The 17,879-nt window shown below is 38.4% G+C and carries 16 protein-coding genes; 5 read left to right on the top strand and 11 right to left on the bottom strand.

Annotated features, from left to right (window positions below):
- Positions 1–175 precede the first annotated feature (175 nt).
- The 5 genes from J4051_RS14095 to J4051_RS14075 all read left to right on the top strand — a co-directional run bounded on the left by J4051_RS14095 (position 176) and on the right by J4051_RS14075 (position 5,173).
- Positions 176–628, top strand: a complete 453-nt coding sequence (locus J4051_RS14095; RefSeq protein WP_236027453.1) for a BfmA/BtgA family mobilization protein — start codon at positions 176–178, stop codon at positions 626–628.
- A gap of 22 nt (positions 629–650) precedes the next feature.
- A complete protein-coding gene (gene mobB / locus J4051_RS14090; RefSeq protein ID WP_208234513.1) occupies positions 651–1,679 on the top strand; it encodes a MobB family relaxase in 1,029 nt (342 codons plus the stop codon).
- A gap of 4 nt (positions 1,680–1,683) precedes the next feature.
- On the top strand, positions 1,684–3,276 hold the full coding sequence (locus tag J4051_RS14085) for a type IV secretory system conjugative DNA transfer family protein (protein WP_208234512.1): 1,593 nt from the start codon (positions 1,684–1,686) through the stop codon (positions 3,274–3,276).
- Positions 3,277–3,467: 191 nt separating this feature from the next.
- On the top strand, positions 3,468–4,193 hold the full coding sequence (locus tag J4051_RS14080; protein WP_208234511.1) for a DUF6088 family protein: 726 nt from the start codon (positions 3,468–3,470) through the stop codon (positions 4,191–4,193).
- Positions 4,193–5,173, top strand: a complete 981-nt coding sequence (locus tag J4051_RS14075; RefSeq protein ID WP_208234510.1) for a nucleotidyl transferase AbiEii/AbiGii toxin family protein — start codon at positions 4,193–4,195, stop codon at positions 5,171–5,173. The genes J4051_RS14080 and J4051_RS14075 overlap by 1 nt, the downstream gene beginning before the upstream one ends.
- Before the next feature lie 93 nt (positions 5,174–5,266).
- Here J4051_RS14075 and J4051_RS14070 read toward each other — a convergent pair whose 3' ends face one another.
- The 11 genes from J4051_RS14070 to tnpB form a co-directional block, all read right to left on the bottom strand.
- Entirely contained in the window at positions 5,267–5,461 is a 195-nt protein-coding gene (locus J4051_RS14070) for a hypothetical protein (protein ID WP_208234509.1), read from the bottom strand.
- 297 nt (positions 5,462–5,758) lie between these two features.
- Positions 5,759–7,720, bottom strand: coding sequence for a heavy metal translocating P-type ATPase (locus J4051_RS14065; RefSeq protein ID WP_208234508.1), 1,962 nt, complete (start codon positions 7,718–7,720; stop codon positions 5,759–5,761).
- Positions 7,721–7,729: 9 nt separating this feature from the next.
- Positions 7,730–8,086: a SpoIIAA family protein gene (locus J4051_RS14060; RefSeq protein ID WP_026814633.1), complete on the bottom strand. Its 357-nt coding sequence runs from the start codon at positions 8,084–8,086 to the stop codon at positions 7,730–7,732.
- Between the two features lie 49 nt (positions 8,087–8,135).
- Positions 8,136–8,552: a Fur family transcriptional regulator gene (locus J4051_RS14055; RefSeq protein WP_208234507.1), complete on the bottom strand. Its 417-nt coding sequence runs from the start codon at positions 8,550–8,552 to the stop codon at positions 8,136–8,138.
- A gap of 4 nt (positions 8,553–8,556) precedes the next feature.
- Positions 8,557–8,940 (bottom strand): YkvA family protein, encoded by a 384-nt coding sequence (locus J4051_RS14050; RefSeq protein ID WP_208234506.1) that lies wholly within the window; start codon positions 8,938–8,940, stop codon positions 8,557–8,559.
- Positions 8,941–8,952: 12 nt separating this feature from the next.
- Entirely contained in the window at positions 8,953–9,285 is a 333-nt protein-coding gene (locus J4051_RS14045; RefSeq protein WP_026814630.1) for a P-II family nitrogen regulator, read from the bottom strand.
- A gap of 106 nt (positions 9,286–9,391) precedes the next feature.
- Positions 9,392–10,612, bottom strand: coding sequence for an efflux RND transporter periplasmic adaptor subunit (locus tag J4051_RS14040; RefSeq protein ID WP_208234505.1), 1,221 nt, complete (start codon positions 10,610–10,612; stop codon positions 9,392–9,394).
- Positions 10,613–10,630: 18 nt separating this feature from the next.
- Positions 10,631–15,046: a CusA/CzcA family heavy metal efflux RND transporter gene (locus J4051_RS14035; protein ID WP_208234504.1), complete on the bottom strand. Its 4,416-nt coding sequence runs from the start codon at positions 15,044–15,046 to the stop codon at positions 10,631–10,633.
- A gap of 117 nt (positions 15,047–15,163) precedes the next feature.
- A complete protein-coding gene (locus J4051_RS14030; RefSeq protein WP_236027452.1) occupies positions 15,164–15,559 on the bottom strand; it encodes a hypothetical protein in 396 nt (131 codons plus the stop codon).
- A 297-nt stretch (positions 15,560–15,856) separates the two neighbouring features.
- On the bottom strand, positions 15,857–17,410 hold the full coding sequence (gene tnpC, locus J4051_RS14025; RefSeq protein WP_208234503.1) for an IS66 family transposase: 1,554 nt from the start codon (positions 17,408–17,410) through the stop codon (positions 15,857–15,859).
- A gap of 53 nt (positions 17,411–17,463) precedes the next feature.
- Positions 17,464–17,799: an IS66 family insertion sequence element accessory protein TnpB gene (tnpB, locus tag J4051_RS14020; protein ID WP_262897802.1), complete on the bottom strand. Its 336-nt coding sequence runs from the start codon at positions 17,797–17,799 to the stop codon at positions 17,464–17,466.
- Positions 17,800–17,879: the final 80 nt, after the last annotated feature.

Raw genomic sequence — 17,879 nt, 5'->3', positions numbered from 1 at the left:
AATAAGTTAGTAATTAAATAGACAACTCAATCATAAATACCTCTATGAAAACTATTAATGTAAAACTAAGGGGAATAGCAAGAGGGTAACACGCTAGCGCGATGTTTCGGAAATTCAAAATTCAATAAACTGCTTGATATCAGTTAGTTGTATTTTATTCCTTTTCGATTTTGTAATGATTGAGAATAGTTTTTTACTAAAAAAGGGCATCAGCCCAATGAATCAGGGGAGTTTTTTACTAAAAAAGATGGATGAAGGCTTTGAAAAAGAACGGTTTGAGACTTTTAAAATTAAAGTATCCGTAGCGTTTAAGTTTAGAAGATTTTGCAGAGCGATGTCTAAATCACAATCAATGACTTTGTCAGCGATGATTGAATATTTCGAATGGAACGGTTTTTCTCCATTTGATAAAAAAGAGCAAGGTCTTCTGGTGGAATTATTAAAAAATCGTAAACGCACTGAAGCGGTCATTGCCATTATGAAGGACATTGAGAAGCATCAAACTAAGCCAATCGTCGCGATGATGCAGTCGTTATTCACGGAAGTTGAACCGGATAAAAAACCTCGCATGGTAGAAAAAAGTCCTGAAGAATTTAAAGCCCAATTTGAAAGTAAGAAAAGTGAATAAAGTAACTACAAAATCACAAGGCATGTACATTACCATAACACCACAAAAATTGACTGCAACTTTTTCACAGAGTGTTTCCGATTTTGTCAATTATTTGGAAAAAGAAAACCAAGATTTAGAAGTGGATGATATGGAGCATTTCTTCAATCAATATGAGGATGAAATCTCCAAAGATCAGGTGATAAAAGAGATTGATGAGAACACCTCTAAATTGAAAAAAGTTGAACCAAAATATTATTCAATAACTGTAAATCCAAGCAAATATGAATTGAGTCGCTTACAAAATAGTAGTGAGGATTTAAAGACTTATACAAAAGCATTGATGGAAGATTACGTGAAATCGTTCAATAGGGAATTGAACGGCAAACCAATTAACATCGATGATATCAAATACTTTGCTAAAATCGAGCATCAAAGAACTTTCAAAGGCACCGATCACCAAATTAAAGAGAATCAACCTTATGCTACGAAAATATTAGAGTTGAAACAAGATGTAAGAAAAGTTCAACGCGGAGAGCTTGATGGCAACCTTTCAAAAATGAAATCTGAAATAGCTAAACTGGAAAAAGAAGCACCACACCAACAAAACGGTAAACGTATCGTTCAAGGAATGAACAAGGCGGGCAATCAAAGTCACATACATATTATTGTAAGTCGCAAAGATGCCTCAAATTCAATCAGTCTATCTCCTGGTAGCAAGTACAAAGCATCTGAAGTGATGATGAATGGAAAGTTGGTCAAAAGAGGATTTGATAGGGATGCGTTTTTTTTGAAAGCCGAAAAAACTTTCGACACTACTTTTCAGTACAAACGAAATTATGCCGAGAGCTATCAATCGAAAAAAGATTATATCAAAAACCCCAAATTCTATTTTTCAACGTTGTTGGGATTGCCTAAAAGTGAAAAAGCATTCGCCTTTAAAATTCTAGCGAAATCAGGAGTGCATATTCCGACGATTCCCACTAACAAAGTGCAATTGGCATTGAAAGTCCTTAACAGACTTAAAAGAGGCGTTGACATCGCCATAAAATCAGGTTCAATAGGTATATAGCATTATGGAAACTCACAGCGCATTATTTATTTCCATTTCAATAACAATCGCAGGTATGCTATTTTATCTGATGTATCGTTTTACCAAATATGCTTTTATTATCAACCTATTATTGGTTGGATGTTTGAGTTTCATTCTAATTTCAGACCATCAAACCCTATCGCATAACGTTAGATCAATGCTTACATTAATTTGTCCGATGTTATTGCTTAATACAGTTATGTATGTTTTTCTTCATAAACCTGACAACGGTGATACGATTTTGAACACTTACAAAGTTGAATTTAAAACAAATCGTGGCACATTTAAACTGAATAACATTAAGAGAGGCGCTTCTATAATTGGTTCAGCAGGAAGTGGCAAAACGGAAAGCGTAGTCTATGGTTTCTTAAAGCATTTCAAAAAACACGCGTTCTCTGGTGTTATCCATGATTATAAGGATTTTGAGATTACCGAAATGGCATATCCTCTATTTAAAAGTGAAGGCATTGAATTTTTCATCATTTCATTTGATAGAATTTTTCATCGTATCAATCCCATTGCGCCTCGCTATTTACCTAATGAAGAAAGTGTCAACGAAGTATCAAGGGTGCTTATCGAAAACCTATTGGAACAAAGAGAAACTGGAAGCACAGGAACAAGCAAATTCTTTAATGATGCAGCAGAGGGCTTAATTGGTGGTTTGATTTGGAAATTAAAAACCTCATTTCCTATGGTTTGTACAATTCCACATCTCATTGCGATTTATCAATATCTGAGTACTGCTGATTTAATTTCTTTTCTAGAAAGTAATCCGACTTCCAGAGCCATGGCAGATGCTTTTATAAGCGGTAAAGATTCCGAGCGTCAAACAGCAGGTGTAAAAAGCACTTTGGCCAATGCCCTCAAAAAAATTAGCACACAGCATATTTTCATGGCACTTTCTGCAGATGAAGTGCCATTGAACATCAATACTCAAAACAAGCCAACAATCATCTCTGTAGTCAACAACCCAAAATATGAAACAGCATTTTCACCAGTCATAGCTACGATCATTCATACAATTACCAAACAAATGAGTGTGAGGAATGCCAGGCCATCTTTTTTGATGATGGAAGAAGCACCAACCATCAGATTGTTGAATATGCACCGTATTCCTGCTACTTTAAGAAGTTATAATATTACCACAATCTATGTGATGCAGGATAAGATTCAAAATGACATCATGTATGGGGACAAAGCAAGTAAGGCCATTTTAAGCAATCTTTCTTACCAGTTTTTTGGAAAGGTCAACGATCCTGATACGGCCAAATATTATGAGAGATTCTTTGAAATTGTAAAAGATCCTACCACCAGTGTTAGTAGAGGTCATAATCTTAATTTTGACACCAGGGTTACGACTGGAGAACGGGAAGTGGCAAAAATTAGGGCTGATGCTTTTTTTAGATTAAAACAAGGTGAATTTATTACGTTTGCTGATGGAGAGGACCGAAAAGTTCAGTTTAAGCTCAATAGAATTGAAAGAGCATTGCCGAAGGATATGCCTTTATATACTGAGGTTGATTTAGAGGCTAATTTTGAGAGGATTTATCAGGAGGTGAGAGCTATTTTTAAGTAAGGTAAATCGCTATATTCTGAAATGATGACGGAATTGGAAATTGAATTCAAACTCATTTATCGTTTTAATTATCTATTTTGGAAATCTGAAAACATTAAACAATAGATTTAGAAATTCAAATTTGTCAAGTAAACAATGGAATAAACTTGACATCTATAAGATTATTTACATATCTTTGTACTATAGATATTATGAATATAACAACTACAATAAGAACTAAAGTCAATCGTATGGACACAGGAGACGTGTTTACATATGACTCCTTGGCTATTCCACAAAGTGGACTTACTGCTGCTGCCAAAGCTTTAAGTAGATTGGTTAAAGAAGGAACTATCAGACGCTATAAAAATGGCCTGTATTATAAACCTAAAACAACGGTGTTTGGAGAAGTTAAGCCAAGAGAAGAGGTGTTGCTTCAAAACTATCTCTTTGAGGATGGTAAACAGATCGCCTATGTCACAGGTGTAAGATTATATAATCAGTTGGGGCTGACTTCGCAGATATCCAATGTTATCAAAGTGGCGAGCAAGGATAAACAGATAAAGACTACGATAGGCAACATTAAGGTAAAACCTTCCAAGAGTTATGTGGAAGTCACTAAAAACAACGTCCCTTTATTGCAAATTCTGGACGTTATCAAGGATTTTAATTCGATTCCAGACTTTAATAAAGAACAAGGAATTACATTTTTAGAGGAGAAAATCAACAACCTTTCTTATAGCGATAAAAATAAGATGGTTTCATTTGCTAAAAAATATCCACCCAAGGTTAGAGCCTTAGTAGGTGCTATATTGGAAAATCTTGATATGGATGAATTGAGCAATTCTTTAAAAGATTCAATTAACTATTTAAGCTTATATGAATTTGGGATTACTAAAAAAATATTGCCGACTATAAAAAACTGGAACGTTGCCTAATGAAACTACACAAATATAAAGAGGCCTTTGAAGGTGCCATTATTGCTACTGCCCAGCATCTTGGTATTTCAGAGATATATATCGAAAAGGATTATTGGGTTACTTATGCCTTAAAGCAAATTTTTACGGATAAAAACGCCAAGGATATTGCCGTATTCAAAGGTGGAACATCGCTTTCCAAATGTTATGGCATCATCGAGCGATTTTCCGAAGATATCGACTTGGTCGTAATTCAGGATGAGGAAGAATCCGGAAACATTCTCAAAAAGAAATTAAAGACAGTTACAGAAACTATCAAAGAACCACTAAAACATGTTCCAGGCCATCAGTTAGAAAACAAGAAGGGCAAGATCAGAAAGCTCGTTTATGAATATGAGAAAGTTGGCGTAAAAGGTAATTATGGACAAGTGCGTGACCAAATTGTAGTGGAAGTTTCCAATCTGGGAAGCTCCCATCCATCCAAACGTGTGAAAATTCAAACCATGATTGTAGAGTTTATTGCTGCAACCAATAATGTGGATTTGATAAGAGCTTATGAGTTAGAGCCTTTTGAAGTCACTGCACTCTCAATAGAACGTACATTTTGCGAAAAAATAATTAGTTTGGTTAGGTTTTCATATACAAAAAATCCGCTAGAAGATTTATCAAATAAAATCCGTCATACTTATGATTTACACCAATTGCTCAAGGAACCGACTATAAAATCATTTTTAGCGTCGGAGGACTTCGAATCAATGCTAGTTCAGGTAGGAAAAGATGATAATAAAGCAATACCTAACGATAAGGAATGGTTGTCCAAACATCCATCTGATTCTTTGTTTTTTAGTGAGACGGAGAAAGTTTGGGAAACGTTGAGCAAAACTTATAGTGGTTCTTTTAAAGAATTGCTTACTGGAGAGTTGCCGGATGAAAAGGAGGTTTTGAAATCGTTGACAATGATTGGTATGAGGTTAAAGGGAATTAGTTGGTCAATTAGTTAAGGTTTATATATCTAAAATTCAAGAATCAGCAATTCAAAAAGCCTTATGATCGCACCCATACAAAATTTATGATATTAACAAATAATTCAAATTTTAGCGAACGTTTTCCTCTACCCACCAAGAAACAATATAACCTTCTTTATCCATTTTTTCATCAACAAGCTGAAATCCTTCTCCATTTGTCCATTTTGCTATAGACTCATACTGTGGATCATCAACAGATTCAACCATAACTCTGTAAACGCCATCTTCTTTCGGCTGGGCCTCCTCTAAATTAATAAATGCCATAAGTTTAAAAAATTAATTAAAGATGAATTTAAAGGATTTCGGACTACGGCATAGAGGTCTGGAAATTTTTATTAATTAGATTTAATACTTTTCAATCAATTGTTACAAAGTATGTCAAAAACCGTAAGAACAACAAAAAGCATATGAATAAGATAAACATGCTTAGAACCCCTATCCAGATTGTTTTAACCTTTTTAGAAATACTCGTTTTTTTATTTTGAACTCCGTTCCGGAAATTCAAACGTTTTTTTCTTCGATTTTCTGACATACAATGTCATATTAATTAATTTCCTTCTATTATTTCCACTTCATCTTCTGCAACCTAACCGCATTCAATATTGCCAATAAAGCCACGCCCACATCCGCAAATACAGCTTCCCACATCGTTGCCAAACCACCTGCCCCCAATACCAGAACAACTGCTTTTACTCCGAACGCCAACCCAATATTCTGCCAAACGATGCGACGTGTGGACTTACCTATTTTGATAGCTTTTGCAATTTTGCTCGGTTGGTCGGTTTGGATGATAACGTCTGCCGTTTCTATGGCCACATCACTACCCAATCCACCCATTGCAATGCCAACATCACTTGCTGCCAATACTGGTGCATCGTTGATACCGTCGCCAATAAAAGCTACTCTTCCCTCATTTTCGGACATCAATTTTTCTACTTCTATCAATTTATCTTCTGGAAGCAGACCGCCTTTTGCCCAATCTACGCCCAATTCTTTTGCTACTTGTTGGGTAATGGAATCCTTATCGCCTGAAAGCATTATAATTTTTGAAATACCAGATTCCCGAATTTGTTTGATGGCTTCGTGTGCATCATCCTTCAACTCATCTGCAATGATTACATAGCCTGCAAATCTGCCTTCAATGGAAACCATTACGATAGATTCTACAATTTTGTCGGTTTCAGAGGGAACTTCGATGTTGTTTGACGTCATCAATGGTTTGTTACCTACCAAAACAGTTTTGCCATTTACTGTTCCCTTCAATCCTTTTCCTGCTATTTCGCTTACTTCGGAAGCTTGAAAATCTTCGCCATCGGCCTTGTATTCCATAATTGCCTTGGCAATGGGATGGGTAGATTGTTCTTCCATCGCCATTAGGTATTTCATAAATTCAGGCTCTTTCCAATCAATGGCTTTTATTTCCTTGATTTTGAAAACACCTTTGGTCACAGTTCCCGTTTTGTCCATAACAACGGTATTAACCTTTGTCATTTCATCCAAAAACGAAGCACCTTTAAATAGAATCCCATTTTTTGAAGCCGCTCCCAAACCACCGAAATAACCCAACGGAATTGAAATAACCAAGGCACACGGACAGGAAATGACTAAGAAAATCAATGCTCTGTACAACCATTCGCTAAAGACATAATCATCTACAATAAAGTAAGGCAGAAACGTCAATCCAATTGCTAAGAAGACTACAATAGGCGTGTAGATTCTTGCAAACTTTCTGATAAACAGTTCGGTTTTTGATTTACGAGCTGTTGCATTCTGCACCATATCAAGGATACGCGCAATAGAACTATCCTTAAATTCTTTGGTCGTTTCAATCTCAATAACGCCATCCAAATTGATGCTTCCAGCAAAAACTTTTTCTCCTTTTGCAATGGTATCCGGTTTGCTCTCGCCTGTTAATGCTGCTGTATTGAATGAGCCTTTGTCGGAAAGTAAAATTCCATCCAAAGGAATTTTTTCGCCCACACGAACCTGTACTTTTTCGCCAATTTCAACGGTTTCAGGATTTACAGAAATGTAATCGTTGTTTCGATAAACCAAAGCTTCATTAGGTCTTACATCGAGCAAGGCTTTGATATTGCTTTTGGCTCGATTGACCGCTGCGTTTTGGAACAATTCGCCCACTGCGTAAAAAAGCATTACTGCCACACCTTCGGGATATTCGCCAATGGCGAATGCTCCAATGGTAGCAATGGACATCAACAGAAATTCCGTAAAGAAATCGCCTTTTATGATGCTGTTCCAGCCTTCTTTTATCACGGGAAAACCTACTGGAAGGTATGCTATTACATACCAAACGATACGTACCCAATCCTTAAAAAATGCAACATCAAAATAGTCCATAGCGATACCGATAATCAGCATCACAAAACTGAAAATTGCTGGTAGATAGGTTTTAAATTTTCCTACACTTTCCGGGTCGCTATGGTTGTGGCCATCGTCGTGTGCGTGTTCTCCTTTATGTTCTTCGGTATTGATATCACGAAGATTTTGTTTTTTCTTGCTCATTTTATTTTATTATAAATTTATCCATTGCTTGGCTTGTTCCTTATCTTTTAAATCAAAATATCTTACCTCTGAACCGGTAAAGAAATCGGTTGCCTTGGCAGCCCATTCTTGCCATTTCCTTTCGCCCACAAATGCCATTTTGCCATAATCGGAAAGATGTGAGTTGTCTACTTTAATATCTACCCAAAGACCTTGCAGGTCGTAACCGTGGAAATCTTTCATTTCAAAATAGAAATCAACCTTCTGGTTGGTTTTAAGGATTTTGTGGATTAGTAAATGGATTTTTTCTACATCTTCTTTAGAGATTTTACCTCCCAGAAAGGCGGCAATCAAATTGGTTTTTTCAAAATTTAGAAACTGTACCATAATTTTTTTTTATCAATTTAATGAAATAAAAAGTGCAATGGAAGTGCATTTATTGGCCGCTACACTTCTCACAGATTCCTTTTACGACCAAATTAACGTCTTCTGCCAAGTACCCTTCGGGCAGATTGATATGAGGAATTTTATGTTTTGTGAGACAAACCGTTTCATTGCAGTTTAAGCAATGAAAATGAAGGTGCAAATCCTGTTCTATCTCGCAATTGCATCCTTTATCACATAAAGCATATTTGGTAATTCCCGTGCCGTCATCAATTTGGTGGACAATTCCGTTTTTCTCAAAAGTTTTAAGGGTTCTGTACAAGGTAGTCCTGTCTGCTTTTGTGAAAGCATTTTCTATATCTGCTAGGGCGACCGCAATTTCTTTTTCGGCCATATACTTGTAAATCAGGACGCGCATTGCCGTAGGGCGAACTTTTTTGTCTTCTAAAAATGTTTCTATTTCTTTCATCGAATTATCTATTAATGAATATGTGGCTAACAATTAGGTAAACCGCCAAAATCCAGATGAAGGCAATTATTACACCTGCCACTATACTTTTCTTTTTATCCCAACTGTATGTTCGGGCTCGCTCCCTACATTCTTTAATAACCTCATTGGGAATGAGTTTTATCGCCCAATAAATACCCAAAGGCAATAGGATGATATCATCTAACAGACCAAGCACGGGAATAAAATCGGGTATCAGGTCGATGGGGCTTAAGGCATAGCCGATAACCAAAATTATTATCGCTTTAGCCGTCCACGGTGTTCTTGGATGGCTATAGGCAAGATGTAGCACCACAAGTTCCTGCTTGAGTTTTTTTGCTTTTTCCTTTATGGTTTTTAAGAATCCCATTAGTCTACAACCCTAATCTTTCTTTAGGGAATCTCCCGTTTTTATCTGAAAAGCATCTTCAATATTTGCTATATAAATAATACCATCTCCAGGTTCTTCCGTTTTGCTATTTTTTAAAATTATCTCAATTGCCGCTTGGGCTTCCTCATTTTGGCAGACCAGTTCCAACTTAACCACTGGACTATCAGTCACGTGAAAATCCAGCGACGGTCTTGCTCCTTTTGACTTGAATGCGCCAGTCCCTTCTGCCTGTGAAAGTGTCATACTCTTAAACCCGTTATCTGATAGTGCTTCAATGACTCTTTGGATTCGGTTCGGTTTTATAAATGCTTTTATTTCTTTCATATCATAAATTTTTAATCGATGTTGAACCGAGCCTGTTTTTCAATTTTTAACTAACTAATTAAGACGATAAACAAACCCGGAATCAAAACCTTTGATTATTGCTGAATTAATGTCCGTGTTCCAGTTCGCCTTTAATCATTTCCGAAGACAGGTTATAAGCTCCTTTTATAACCACTTTAGCATCTTTTGAAACTTCGGCAGGCAGATTGACTTCAACAAAGCCTAAATCAGTAATACCGACCGTTACGGGTATCATTTTAAACTTCATTTTGTTCGCTTCCATTTGTTCATCTTCATCGAGAATAAAAATAAAAGATTGCTCGCCCTCTTTAATAATGGCAGCTTCGGGTATTGCAAAACCCTTTTTTTCGCCCTGCACTATTCGCCCTTGCACGTACATACCCGGCAATAGGTTTTTATCCTTGTTTTCAATATCTGCCAGAACTTCCAAGGCTTTTGGTTCGGTGTTGAATGTTTTACCCACAGACCGAACGGTTGCTTTAAGCAGTTCATCTGGACGAGAGGCCGTTGAAAAATATATCTGTTGTCCTTTCTTGATTTGCTTTATGTCCTTCTCATATATTTTGAAGTTGACATAAATCTTTGAATTATCGCTTATTGAGAACATTTTGGATTGTTGCGCCACATAGTCGCCAAGGCTAATCATTACTTCATCCACGTAACCACTTATGGGCGTTGTAATGGGTACAGCGGAATATATTTGACCTTCAGCCACTTTGTCCGGATTAATGCCCAACAGTTTCAATTGGGAACGCAAACCATTGACGCTGGACGTTGTGGAACGAAATTTTGACTGCGCCATCTGAAATTCCTTGCCCGAAGAAACACCTTTGTCATAAAGGGTCTGCTTGCGTTCAAAATCCTGTTTCAAAAAGACCAGTTCGTCATTTTTTTCCTGATATTCCTGTTGCATTGCAATGATGTCTGGGTGTTCTATATATGCCAACACCTGCCCTCTACTTACGTTATCTCCGGGTATTACTTTTATGGAACTCACATTTCCACCAACAAACGGATTGATATTCGCCTTATCCTGTGGGAAAAGTTCCAGCGTACCTGTTACCTTAATGTTGTTCCCTAAATTCCGTTCCTCCAGAGGTTTCGTTTCCAAACCGATGGTTTCGGCCTGTTGCTTTGTAAGTTCCACAACGCCTTCTTCCTCGCTGTGACCACCTTCTTCGAATTGCTTCGTTTTTTCCGAAGATGCAATTTCTTCAGTATGACCTGATTCTGAATCTGCCTTATTATTGCAACCTATAAATAATGAGGTTACTAAAGCTAAACTAATTATAGATAAATATTTCATTTTATTTTTCATTTTATATTATAGATTGCCCAACTGATATTGTACCTCAATAGACTGCTGGTTATACTGATTGATGTATTGTAAATGGTTTTGTTTAATACGGATGGCGCTGTTGAGAATTGTGATGTAATTGACGTAATCTATTTCGCCTTCTTTAGAAGCCAACTGCGCTGTGGTAATTTGTTCTTCTGCCAACAATAGTGCGCCTTCTTCGTAATAATGCAAAATCTTCCTGGTTTTTTCGAGTGATTTGGCCAATTGCGACACGCGACTTTCTGTAACCGCTTTTTGCTCCAAATATTGACTCTCTGCAACCATTGCGTCTGCCTTCGCTGCCTTGACTCTTGACTTCTGCGGAAAAAACCATAACGGAATGCTAATACCTGCCTGATAGGTATTAAACCCTGAAACATCATCCACAACCTGCCTACCATACGATAAACTGAATTTTGGTAGGAATTGCGATTTTTCAACGCCCACATTTGCTTTACTTACTTCGGCATTCTGCAAGGCATATTGCAACATTGGGTTATTGGCAACCGAAGCTGAATCCAATGTTGCGATAAAATCCAATGGCTCGTAAGAACCATCTACCGTTTCAATGGATTCGTCCGTTCCCAAATATTGTTTTAAGGCACGTTTGGCAATTTCAATATCATCATAGGCTTGTTGCCTTAACACTTGAATCTGTTGAAATTCGGAAGAGGCTGCAATAAATTCCAACTTGCCTGTTTCTCCAGTGTCATACCGAAGTTGGGCAGCGGCCTTAAAATTGGCATAAGTACTGTCCAATTGATCAGCAAAACGCAACTGTGCCTTGTAATAATTAATTTGGTCATAGGCTTGCATCACATTGCGCACCAACTGTTGTTCACTGGCTACATAAAACTTTTCTCCCAAGGCAATGCGCTCTTTGTAAAACTTCGATTTTGAAAATCCTGAAAGCAAATCAATGTTGCCTTGTTGCACACCAACGGTTGTCTGAACGCCAGGAAGATTATTGCCATATTCTTCCTTGCCCGTGAAAACTTGAGTGCTACCAAGGTCAAAACTCGTTCCCTTTAGTGCCTTTTCCCGTTCAATAAATGCCTGACTCTCCTTAAGCGATGGATAATTCTGCTTTGCCATCGCAATAGCCTCATCTACAGTCAAGGTTTTTGGAATTGTGCCATTTGGACTGGTGTTTTGGGCAATAGCAGTTCCCGAAGCCATCAAACCACCAACCATCAATAGTACGGTTACAATGTTCGTGGATTTGTTGATGTAGCTTACATCTCCACCAGTATTGTTTCGTTCCTTTCTCGATTCAAGCCAATAATAAAGAATAGGTATAACCACCAAGGTCAGAAATGTTGCCGTAAGCATTCCTCCAATGACTACTGTTGCCAAGGGGCGCTGTACTTCTGCACCACCAGAGGTGGAAACCGCCATGGGTATAAAACCCATAATTGTTGTAATGGCTGTTAATAAAATTGGACGTAAACGTTCATGTGTAGCTTCGTATATACGTTTTTTTATATCTGTCATTCCACTGTCTTTTAGTTCATTGAATTTGTTTATGAGTATGAGTCCGTTTAACACGGCAACTCCGAAGAGCACGATAAACCCAACTCCCGCAGAAATACTGAAAGGCATTCCACGAATCAACAAGACGAACACGCCACCAATGGCCGCCAAAGGCACTGCCATATAGATCATCATAGCTTGTTTAAATGAATTCAAAGCAAAGTAGAGCAGAACAAATATTGTTAATAGAACTATTGGGACTACAATCATCAATCGGTCTGATGCTCGTTGCAGGTTTTCAAATGACCCTCCGTAAGTAACATAATAACCTGGGGGCAGTTTTACTTCCGTTTCCAGTTTTTGCTGAATTTCCTCGACCATCGATTTTACATCGCGTCCACGAACATTGACCCCTACCGAAATACGCCGCGAGGTATTATCCCTTGAAATCTGCATTGGCCCGGGTTTGTAGCTAATATCAGCCACTTCCTTTAAGGGTACTTGTGCACCGTTTGGCAAATCGATATAAAGATCTTTTAAGCTGTTGATATCTTGTCGATATTCTTCTGCCAAACGAATGACCACATCAAAGCGCTTTTCCCCTTCAAATATGACACCTGCCTTTTCTCCAGCAAATGCAGCACTTACATAATCATTCAGTTTATTGACAGTAACACCGTATTGTGCCATTTTTGCACGGTTGTAAACCACGGTCATTTGGGGTAAACCACTTGTAGCCTCTACATTAAGGTCTGCTGCACCCGGAACTTTACGTATTACCACAGCGATTTCCTGTATCTTGTCTGCCAACACGTCCAAATCTTCTCCGTACAATTTGATTGCCACGTCCTCACGAACGCCAGTCAGCAATTCATTAAAACGAAGTTCTACAGGTTGGGTAAACACGAAATTTACGCCGGGAACTACTGAAATTTTTTCTTGAATCTTTTCTATGAGTTCTTCTTTACTTTCTGCGGATGTCCATTTACTCTTGTCCTTTTCAAGAATAATGTAACTATCTGCAATATCCATAGGCATTGGGTCTGTCGGTATTTCTGCCACACCAATTCTTGAAACTACCGTTTTTACTTCCGGAAATTCATTGATTAAATTCTGAAGTTTCTCTGAAGCTTCAATCGATTCTGTAAGACTGCTCCCCGGTTTTATCAATGCTTGAAAAGCAATATCGCCTTCATCAAATTTCGGGACAAATTCTGCTCCCATATTACTGAAAAGAAATCCTGCAATCAAGAATAGCGCAGCCGCCCCTATAACGACTCCTGCTTTAAAACGAAGTGCAAAATTTAATATGGGAAGATAGGCACGATTCAAAGCACCCATAATTTTATTACTGATTCTATCAATCTTATTTTCAAATTTAGCAAACCAACTATTTTGGTTTTTGGCAGGTTTTAAAAATAATGACGACATCACCGGTACGTAGGTAAGACAAAGGATAATTGCCCCTAAAACGGCAAAACCAAATGTAAACGCCATTGGTCGGAACATTTTCCCTTCCACACCGGTCAAAAACAGAATAGGCGTAAAAACTATAAGAACAATTAGTTGACCGAAGAAGGCAGAATTCATCATTTTACTTGAAGAGTCATAGGCGATTTCATCCATCTCGGATTGTCCTATGATAGCATTGGATTTTTTCATCCGTTGATGAATGTGAAAAACCGTTCCTTCCACGATAATCACCGCACCATCTACAATAATTCCGAAATCTATTGCTCCCAAGGACATTAAATTCGCCCAAATGCCAAATTGTTTCATCAAAATAAATGCAAATAATAAGCATAAGGGAATTATCGAAGCAGCTATCAATCCACCACGAAAGCTTCCCAAAAGGAGCACCAAAACGAATATGACGATAAGCGCCCCTTCAATTAGATTTGTTTTTACGGTACTTGTAGTTCTCTCAATAAGCTCGCTTTGGCTTAAAAACGTATCGATATACACGCCTTCAGGCAGGGATTTTTGAATTTCCGTTATACGCTTTTCAACATTGTCTATAACGGTGCTTGGACTTTCGCCTTTCAGCATTAATATTTGTCCACCTACAGTTTCGTGGCCATCCTGTGTAAAAGCACCATAACGCACTTGACTGCCATATCCAACTTTTTCAGCCACATCCCGGATTAAAACAGGATTACCATTTTGGGTAGAGACCACTGTATTTTCCAAATCTGAAATGCTACGCGCCAATCCTTCGCCACGGATAAAATTAGCCTGATGGTTTTTTTCAATATAAGCACCTCCAGTGTTGGCATTATTAACCTTTAATGCTTCAAAGACCTGGCTCATAGTGAGCCCAAAGCTTTTAAGTTTATCGGGATTAAGAGCTACTTCATATTGTTTTACATAACCACCAAAAGCATTTACTTCAACAACTCCGGGGACTAATGCCATTTGACGTTTTACGATCCAATCCTGTATGGTACGGAGCTCCGTTGCATCATATTTTTCTTCATAACCTTCCTTTACTTTTAGGGTGTATTGGTAGATTTCCCCTAAACCCGTTGTAATTGGAGCCATAAATGGTGTACCAAAACCTTCAGGAATTTCTCCGGCTACTTCAGTTAACTTTTCTTGTACCAGTTGCCGGGGAAGGTAGGTGCCTGCTTTGTCTTTAAAGACAATGGTTACTACAGACAGACCAAAACGAGAGATCGAGCGCAGCTCGATAACGTCGGGGAGGTTGGCCATTGCCAATTCTACGGGAAAGGTTACAAATTGTTCAATATCCTCAGTTCCCAAATTGGGAGCGGTTGTTATAACTTGAACTTGATTGTTGGTAATATCGGGTACAGAACCCAAGTTTATAGTGGCCATAGACCAAATACCAGTACCTATAAGTACCACTATAAAGAGCCCAATAATAAATTTATTATTAATGGAAAATGAGATGATTTTATTAATCATAAATATGTATTAATTCAGTTGAAAACTTACGATGCGTATAGGTGCAACGTATTTATAAAGCAATGCCTACTTTGAAAAGCATCACGTTAGAACATAGCTGTCCTTAAAAAAACTGAATTATACTTTTGGGGGTTGGAATGGGGATTCCAGATATCTGGAATTTAATTGGAAAGTGTAATGATTATACTGATTTTTAGCCTCGGAGGAAACCGTATTTATTAACGTAGGTTGAAAAGGTGTAAAGAACACAAAGTGTTGACAACATTGATGGTTTATATGTACGGGTGCATCTTCATGTTCCGAATCTGGATGGTGGTTGTCCACTTTTCCATCGTCGTTTATATAATCTTCATAAACATATTCAAAAAGAGAATATCCATCTTCTTGTTTATGGTCTTGATAGTGGGTAATAAAATGGGATATTTCTTCAATCAGTTCACAAACTTCCATATTGGCCGCTATTCCTTGAAAAAGGAATAGGAACGACATTGATATGGAAACGAATATTTTCATAAAGTTTGACAAAGATACAAAATAATGGATGCACAGGCAGTGCAAAGATTATAGCTGTAAACTATAATTTATTTAAAATTTTTAGAGATTCTATGTGTTTGTAGAGTAATAGACTAATGTTATAATTGCAACTAATGTTTTTTGCTAATTATCGTTAGGTTTTAAACCAGAAATAGTACCCCTATCAAACGCAAAAACGATTATTTATTCAAAATATGCTTTTTAACTATTGTCCCTAAATCGTATCCCCCCGAGCAACTACATCTTGATTAATCCGATAAAATTATTATTGTAGTACTATTTTGGCAGTGTAGATTCTATCAACTCTTTGTAATTATGAGGATATAGCTCTGTGATGTTCTTGTGGTTTATGGACTGTATGTTTTCAAGTGTATATTTCAGCCAGGCATACGGGTTGACATCCTGTTTTTTACAGTTTGCAAAGAAGGTATATGCCATAGCCGCCTTTTGCGCGGCATCATGCGACCCTGCAAAAAGATAATTCTTTCTGCCGAGAGCAACGGGCCTGATCACGTTTTCCACCAGATTATTATCTATTTGGAGGTTCCCATCTGTGAGGTATCCCGATAGCTTGTCCCATCTGGATTGGCAGTATGCCAAGGCTTTGCCTATTTGGCTTTTGGGCAGGGTGAGTTTGATCTGCAAAAACATCCACTTGCCCAGTTCGTTTATAATGGGCAAGCTTTCTTTGAGCCTAAGTTCTTTGATCTGTTGTGGAGCTAATCCCTGTTCTCTTGCCCTGCGCTCCACCGCATAGAGTTTTTGTATTTCAACCAAAACATGCTCGCTCCTTGATCTGTCATTGTCCAAGGCTCTCTCAAATTCGCGTCTTGCATGTGCCCAGCAAGCTAAATGTGTTACCTCAGATTTTTTCCCATAGACATTGTACCCCGCATAACCATCGGTTTGCAGGTACCCCCTGAAGTCTTGCAGAATGGGCAGCGCAGCGCTGCTGGCGCGGGTGGGACTATAATCGAACAGGGCCAATTTGGATATGGGTGCATGATACACCCAGTAATATCCCAAATGTGCTTTGTCTTTCTTGCTTTGGTCCAAAACCTTGATCGTCGTCTCGTCCGCCTGTAGATAGCCTTCATTTTTGATGTCCATCACAAGCTTTTCGTAGAGCGGCTTCAGGGCCTCCATGCTTTGGGCGGCCCAACCATCGATCGTGGAAGCCGCTATATCTATATTCTCCCTTGAGAAGCGTTGCTTTTGGCGGTATAAGGGCAAGTGGTCCACATATTTATCTACAAGTATCGTTGCGAGCAGTCCTTCCGAGGGTATTCCCTTGTCGATGATCCTTTCGGGAAGCTCGCCAATTGTTATTTGGGCAGTGTCCCTGTCCTTGGCAGCGTATTTGTAGCGGATATATCTTTTGATCTTGAAAAAACCGGGCACATAGTCCAATACATCTGTGACTTCCTTGCCGATGCACACCTTGTCCGACAGATCGCCCTTTGGATAGATCTCTATTTCTTCGACCGGCAAATGGCTTGGCAGTTTGGCCCTTCCCGGATGTTTTTTCTTCGCACGGGAATAGGTGATCTCCTGCTTGACCACTTCTTCCTGTTCCTGCAGTACCTCTTGCGCTATATCCAAGGGCAATGCCATCTGGTTCGGGTCTTCAAAACGCTCACGCTTTTGACCAAACTGCATGCGGCGCAATAATTCCAGCTGGCGCTGAAGTTCTGCGGATTTTTCTCTTTCCCTACAAAGATCATCGTCTTGTTTAGAAATAGTTTTATCTTGAACGGAAATAGTCTTTTGGGCTTTGGTCAAAAGCTTTAAAAGCTCATGTTTCGATACGTTTTTTAGATCTATTTCCATGACGTAAATATACGTCAAAACCCCCATTAACACAAGGGTTTTGAACGATATATCTACCGTAAAAAACGTCTTTTTTGATTGCTTTTTATCACCTGGATCCCTTCGACCATTAAGACCAGGTCGCTCCAACTGATCTGTACTTTACCTTCCTTTATCTTAGCAAAGGTGCCCTGCTCCAAGCGTTTATAATAGAGCACAAAACCGCCAGATTCCCAATGCAAAAGTTTCATCTGGTTATTTTTACGGTTGATAAAAACAAACACTTCGCCGCTGTGTGCCGTCCGGCCCAATTCATTGGTCACAATGCCGCACAGGCCATTAAAACCTTTGCGCATATCACAAACTTTGGGGTAGAGCAAAAATGTGTGGGAACTACTAAGGCTGAACATCAGTACAGGTTTACCAGCGCCGAGAGTTCCTTTAGATTATTGGTCTTCAATCGAACAATAACTCCATTGGGGTAGATCAC

Source organism: Gelidibacter pelagius, assembly GCF_017581925.1.
In the GTDB taxonomy this organism is placed as follows: domain Bacteria; phylum Bacteroidota; class Bacteroidia; order Flavobacteriales; family Flavobacteriaceae; genus Gelidibacter; species Gelidibacter pelagius.
This window is presented reverse-complemented; position numbering and strand designations above follow the sequence as displayed.

Coding starts and splice junctions, on each gene's coding strand:
- J4051_RS14095 (WP_236027453.1), top strand. CDS start 176: ATGATTGAGAATAGTTTTTTACTAAAAAAGGGCATCAGCCCAATGAAT.
- mobB (WP_208234513.1), top strand. CDS start 651: ATGTACATTACCATAACACCACAAAAATTGACTGCAACTTTTTCACAG.
- J4051_RS14085 (WP_208234512.1), top strand. CDS start 1,684: ATGGAAACTCACAGCGCATTATTTATTTCCATTTCAATAACAATCGCA.
- J4051_RS14080 (WP_208234511.1), top strand. CDS start 3,468: ATGAATATAACAACTACAATAAGAACTAAAGTCAATCGTATGGACACA.
- J4051_RS14075 (WP_208234510.1), top strand. CDS start 4,193: ATGAAACTACACAAATATAAAGAGGCCTTTGAAGGTGCCATTATTGCT.
- J4051_RS14070 (WP_208234509.1), bottom strand. CDS start 5,461: ATGGCATTTATTAATTTAGAGGAGGCCCAGCCGAAAGAAGATGGCGTT.
- J4051_RS14065 (WP_208234508.1), bottom strand. CDS start 7,720: ATGAGCAAGAAAAAACAAAATCTTCGTGATATCAATACCGAAGAACAT.
- J4051_RS14060 (WP_026814633.1), bottom strand. CDS start 8,086: ATGGTACAGTTTCTAAATTTTGAAAAAACCAATTTGATTGCCGCCTTT.
- J4051_RS14055 (WP_208234507.1), bottom strand. CDS start 8,552: ATGAAAGAAATAGAAACATTTTTAGAAGACAAAAAAGTTCGCCCTACG.
- J4051_RS14050 (WP_208234506.1), bottom strand. CDS start 8,940: ATGGGATTCTTAAAAACCATAAAGGAAAAAGCAAAAAAACTCAAGCAG.
- J4051_RS14045 (WP_026814630.1), bottom strand. CDS start 9,285: ATGAAAGAAATAAAAGCATTTATAAAACCGAACCGAATCCAAAGAGTC.
- J4051_RS14040 (WP_208234505.1), bottom strand. CDS start 10,612: ATGAAATATTTATCTATAATTAGTTTAGCTTTAGTAACCTCATTATTT.
- J4051_RS14035 (WP_208234504.1), bottom strand. CDS start 15,046: ATGATTAATAAAATCATCTCATTTTCCATTAATAATAAATTTATTATT.
- J4051_RS14030 (WP_236027452.1), bottom strand. CDS start 15,559: ATGAAAATATTCGTTTCCATATCAATGTCGTTCCTATTCCTTTTTCAA.
- tnpC (WP_208234503.1), bottom strand. CDS start 17,410: ATGGAAATAGATCTAAAAAACGTATCGAAACATGAGCTTTTAAAGCTT.
- tnpB (WP_262897802.1), bottom strand. CDS start 17,799: ATGTTCAGCCTTAGTAGTTCCCACACATTTTTGCTCTACCCCAAAGTT.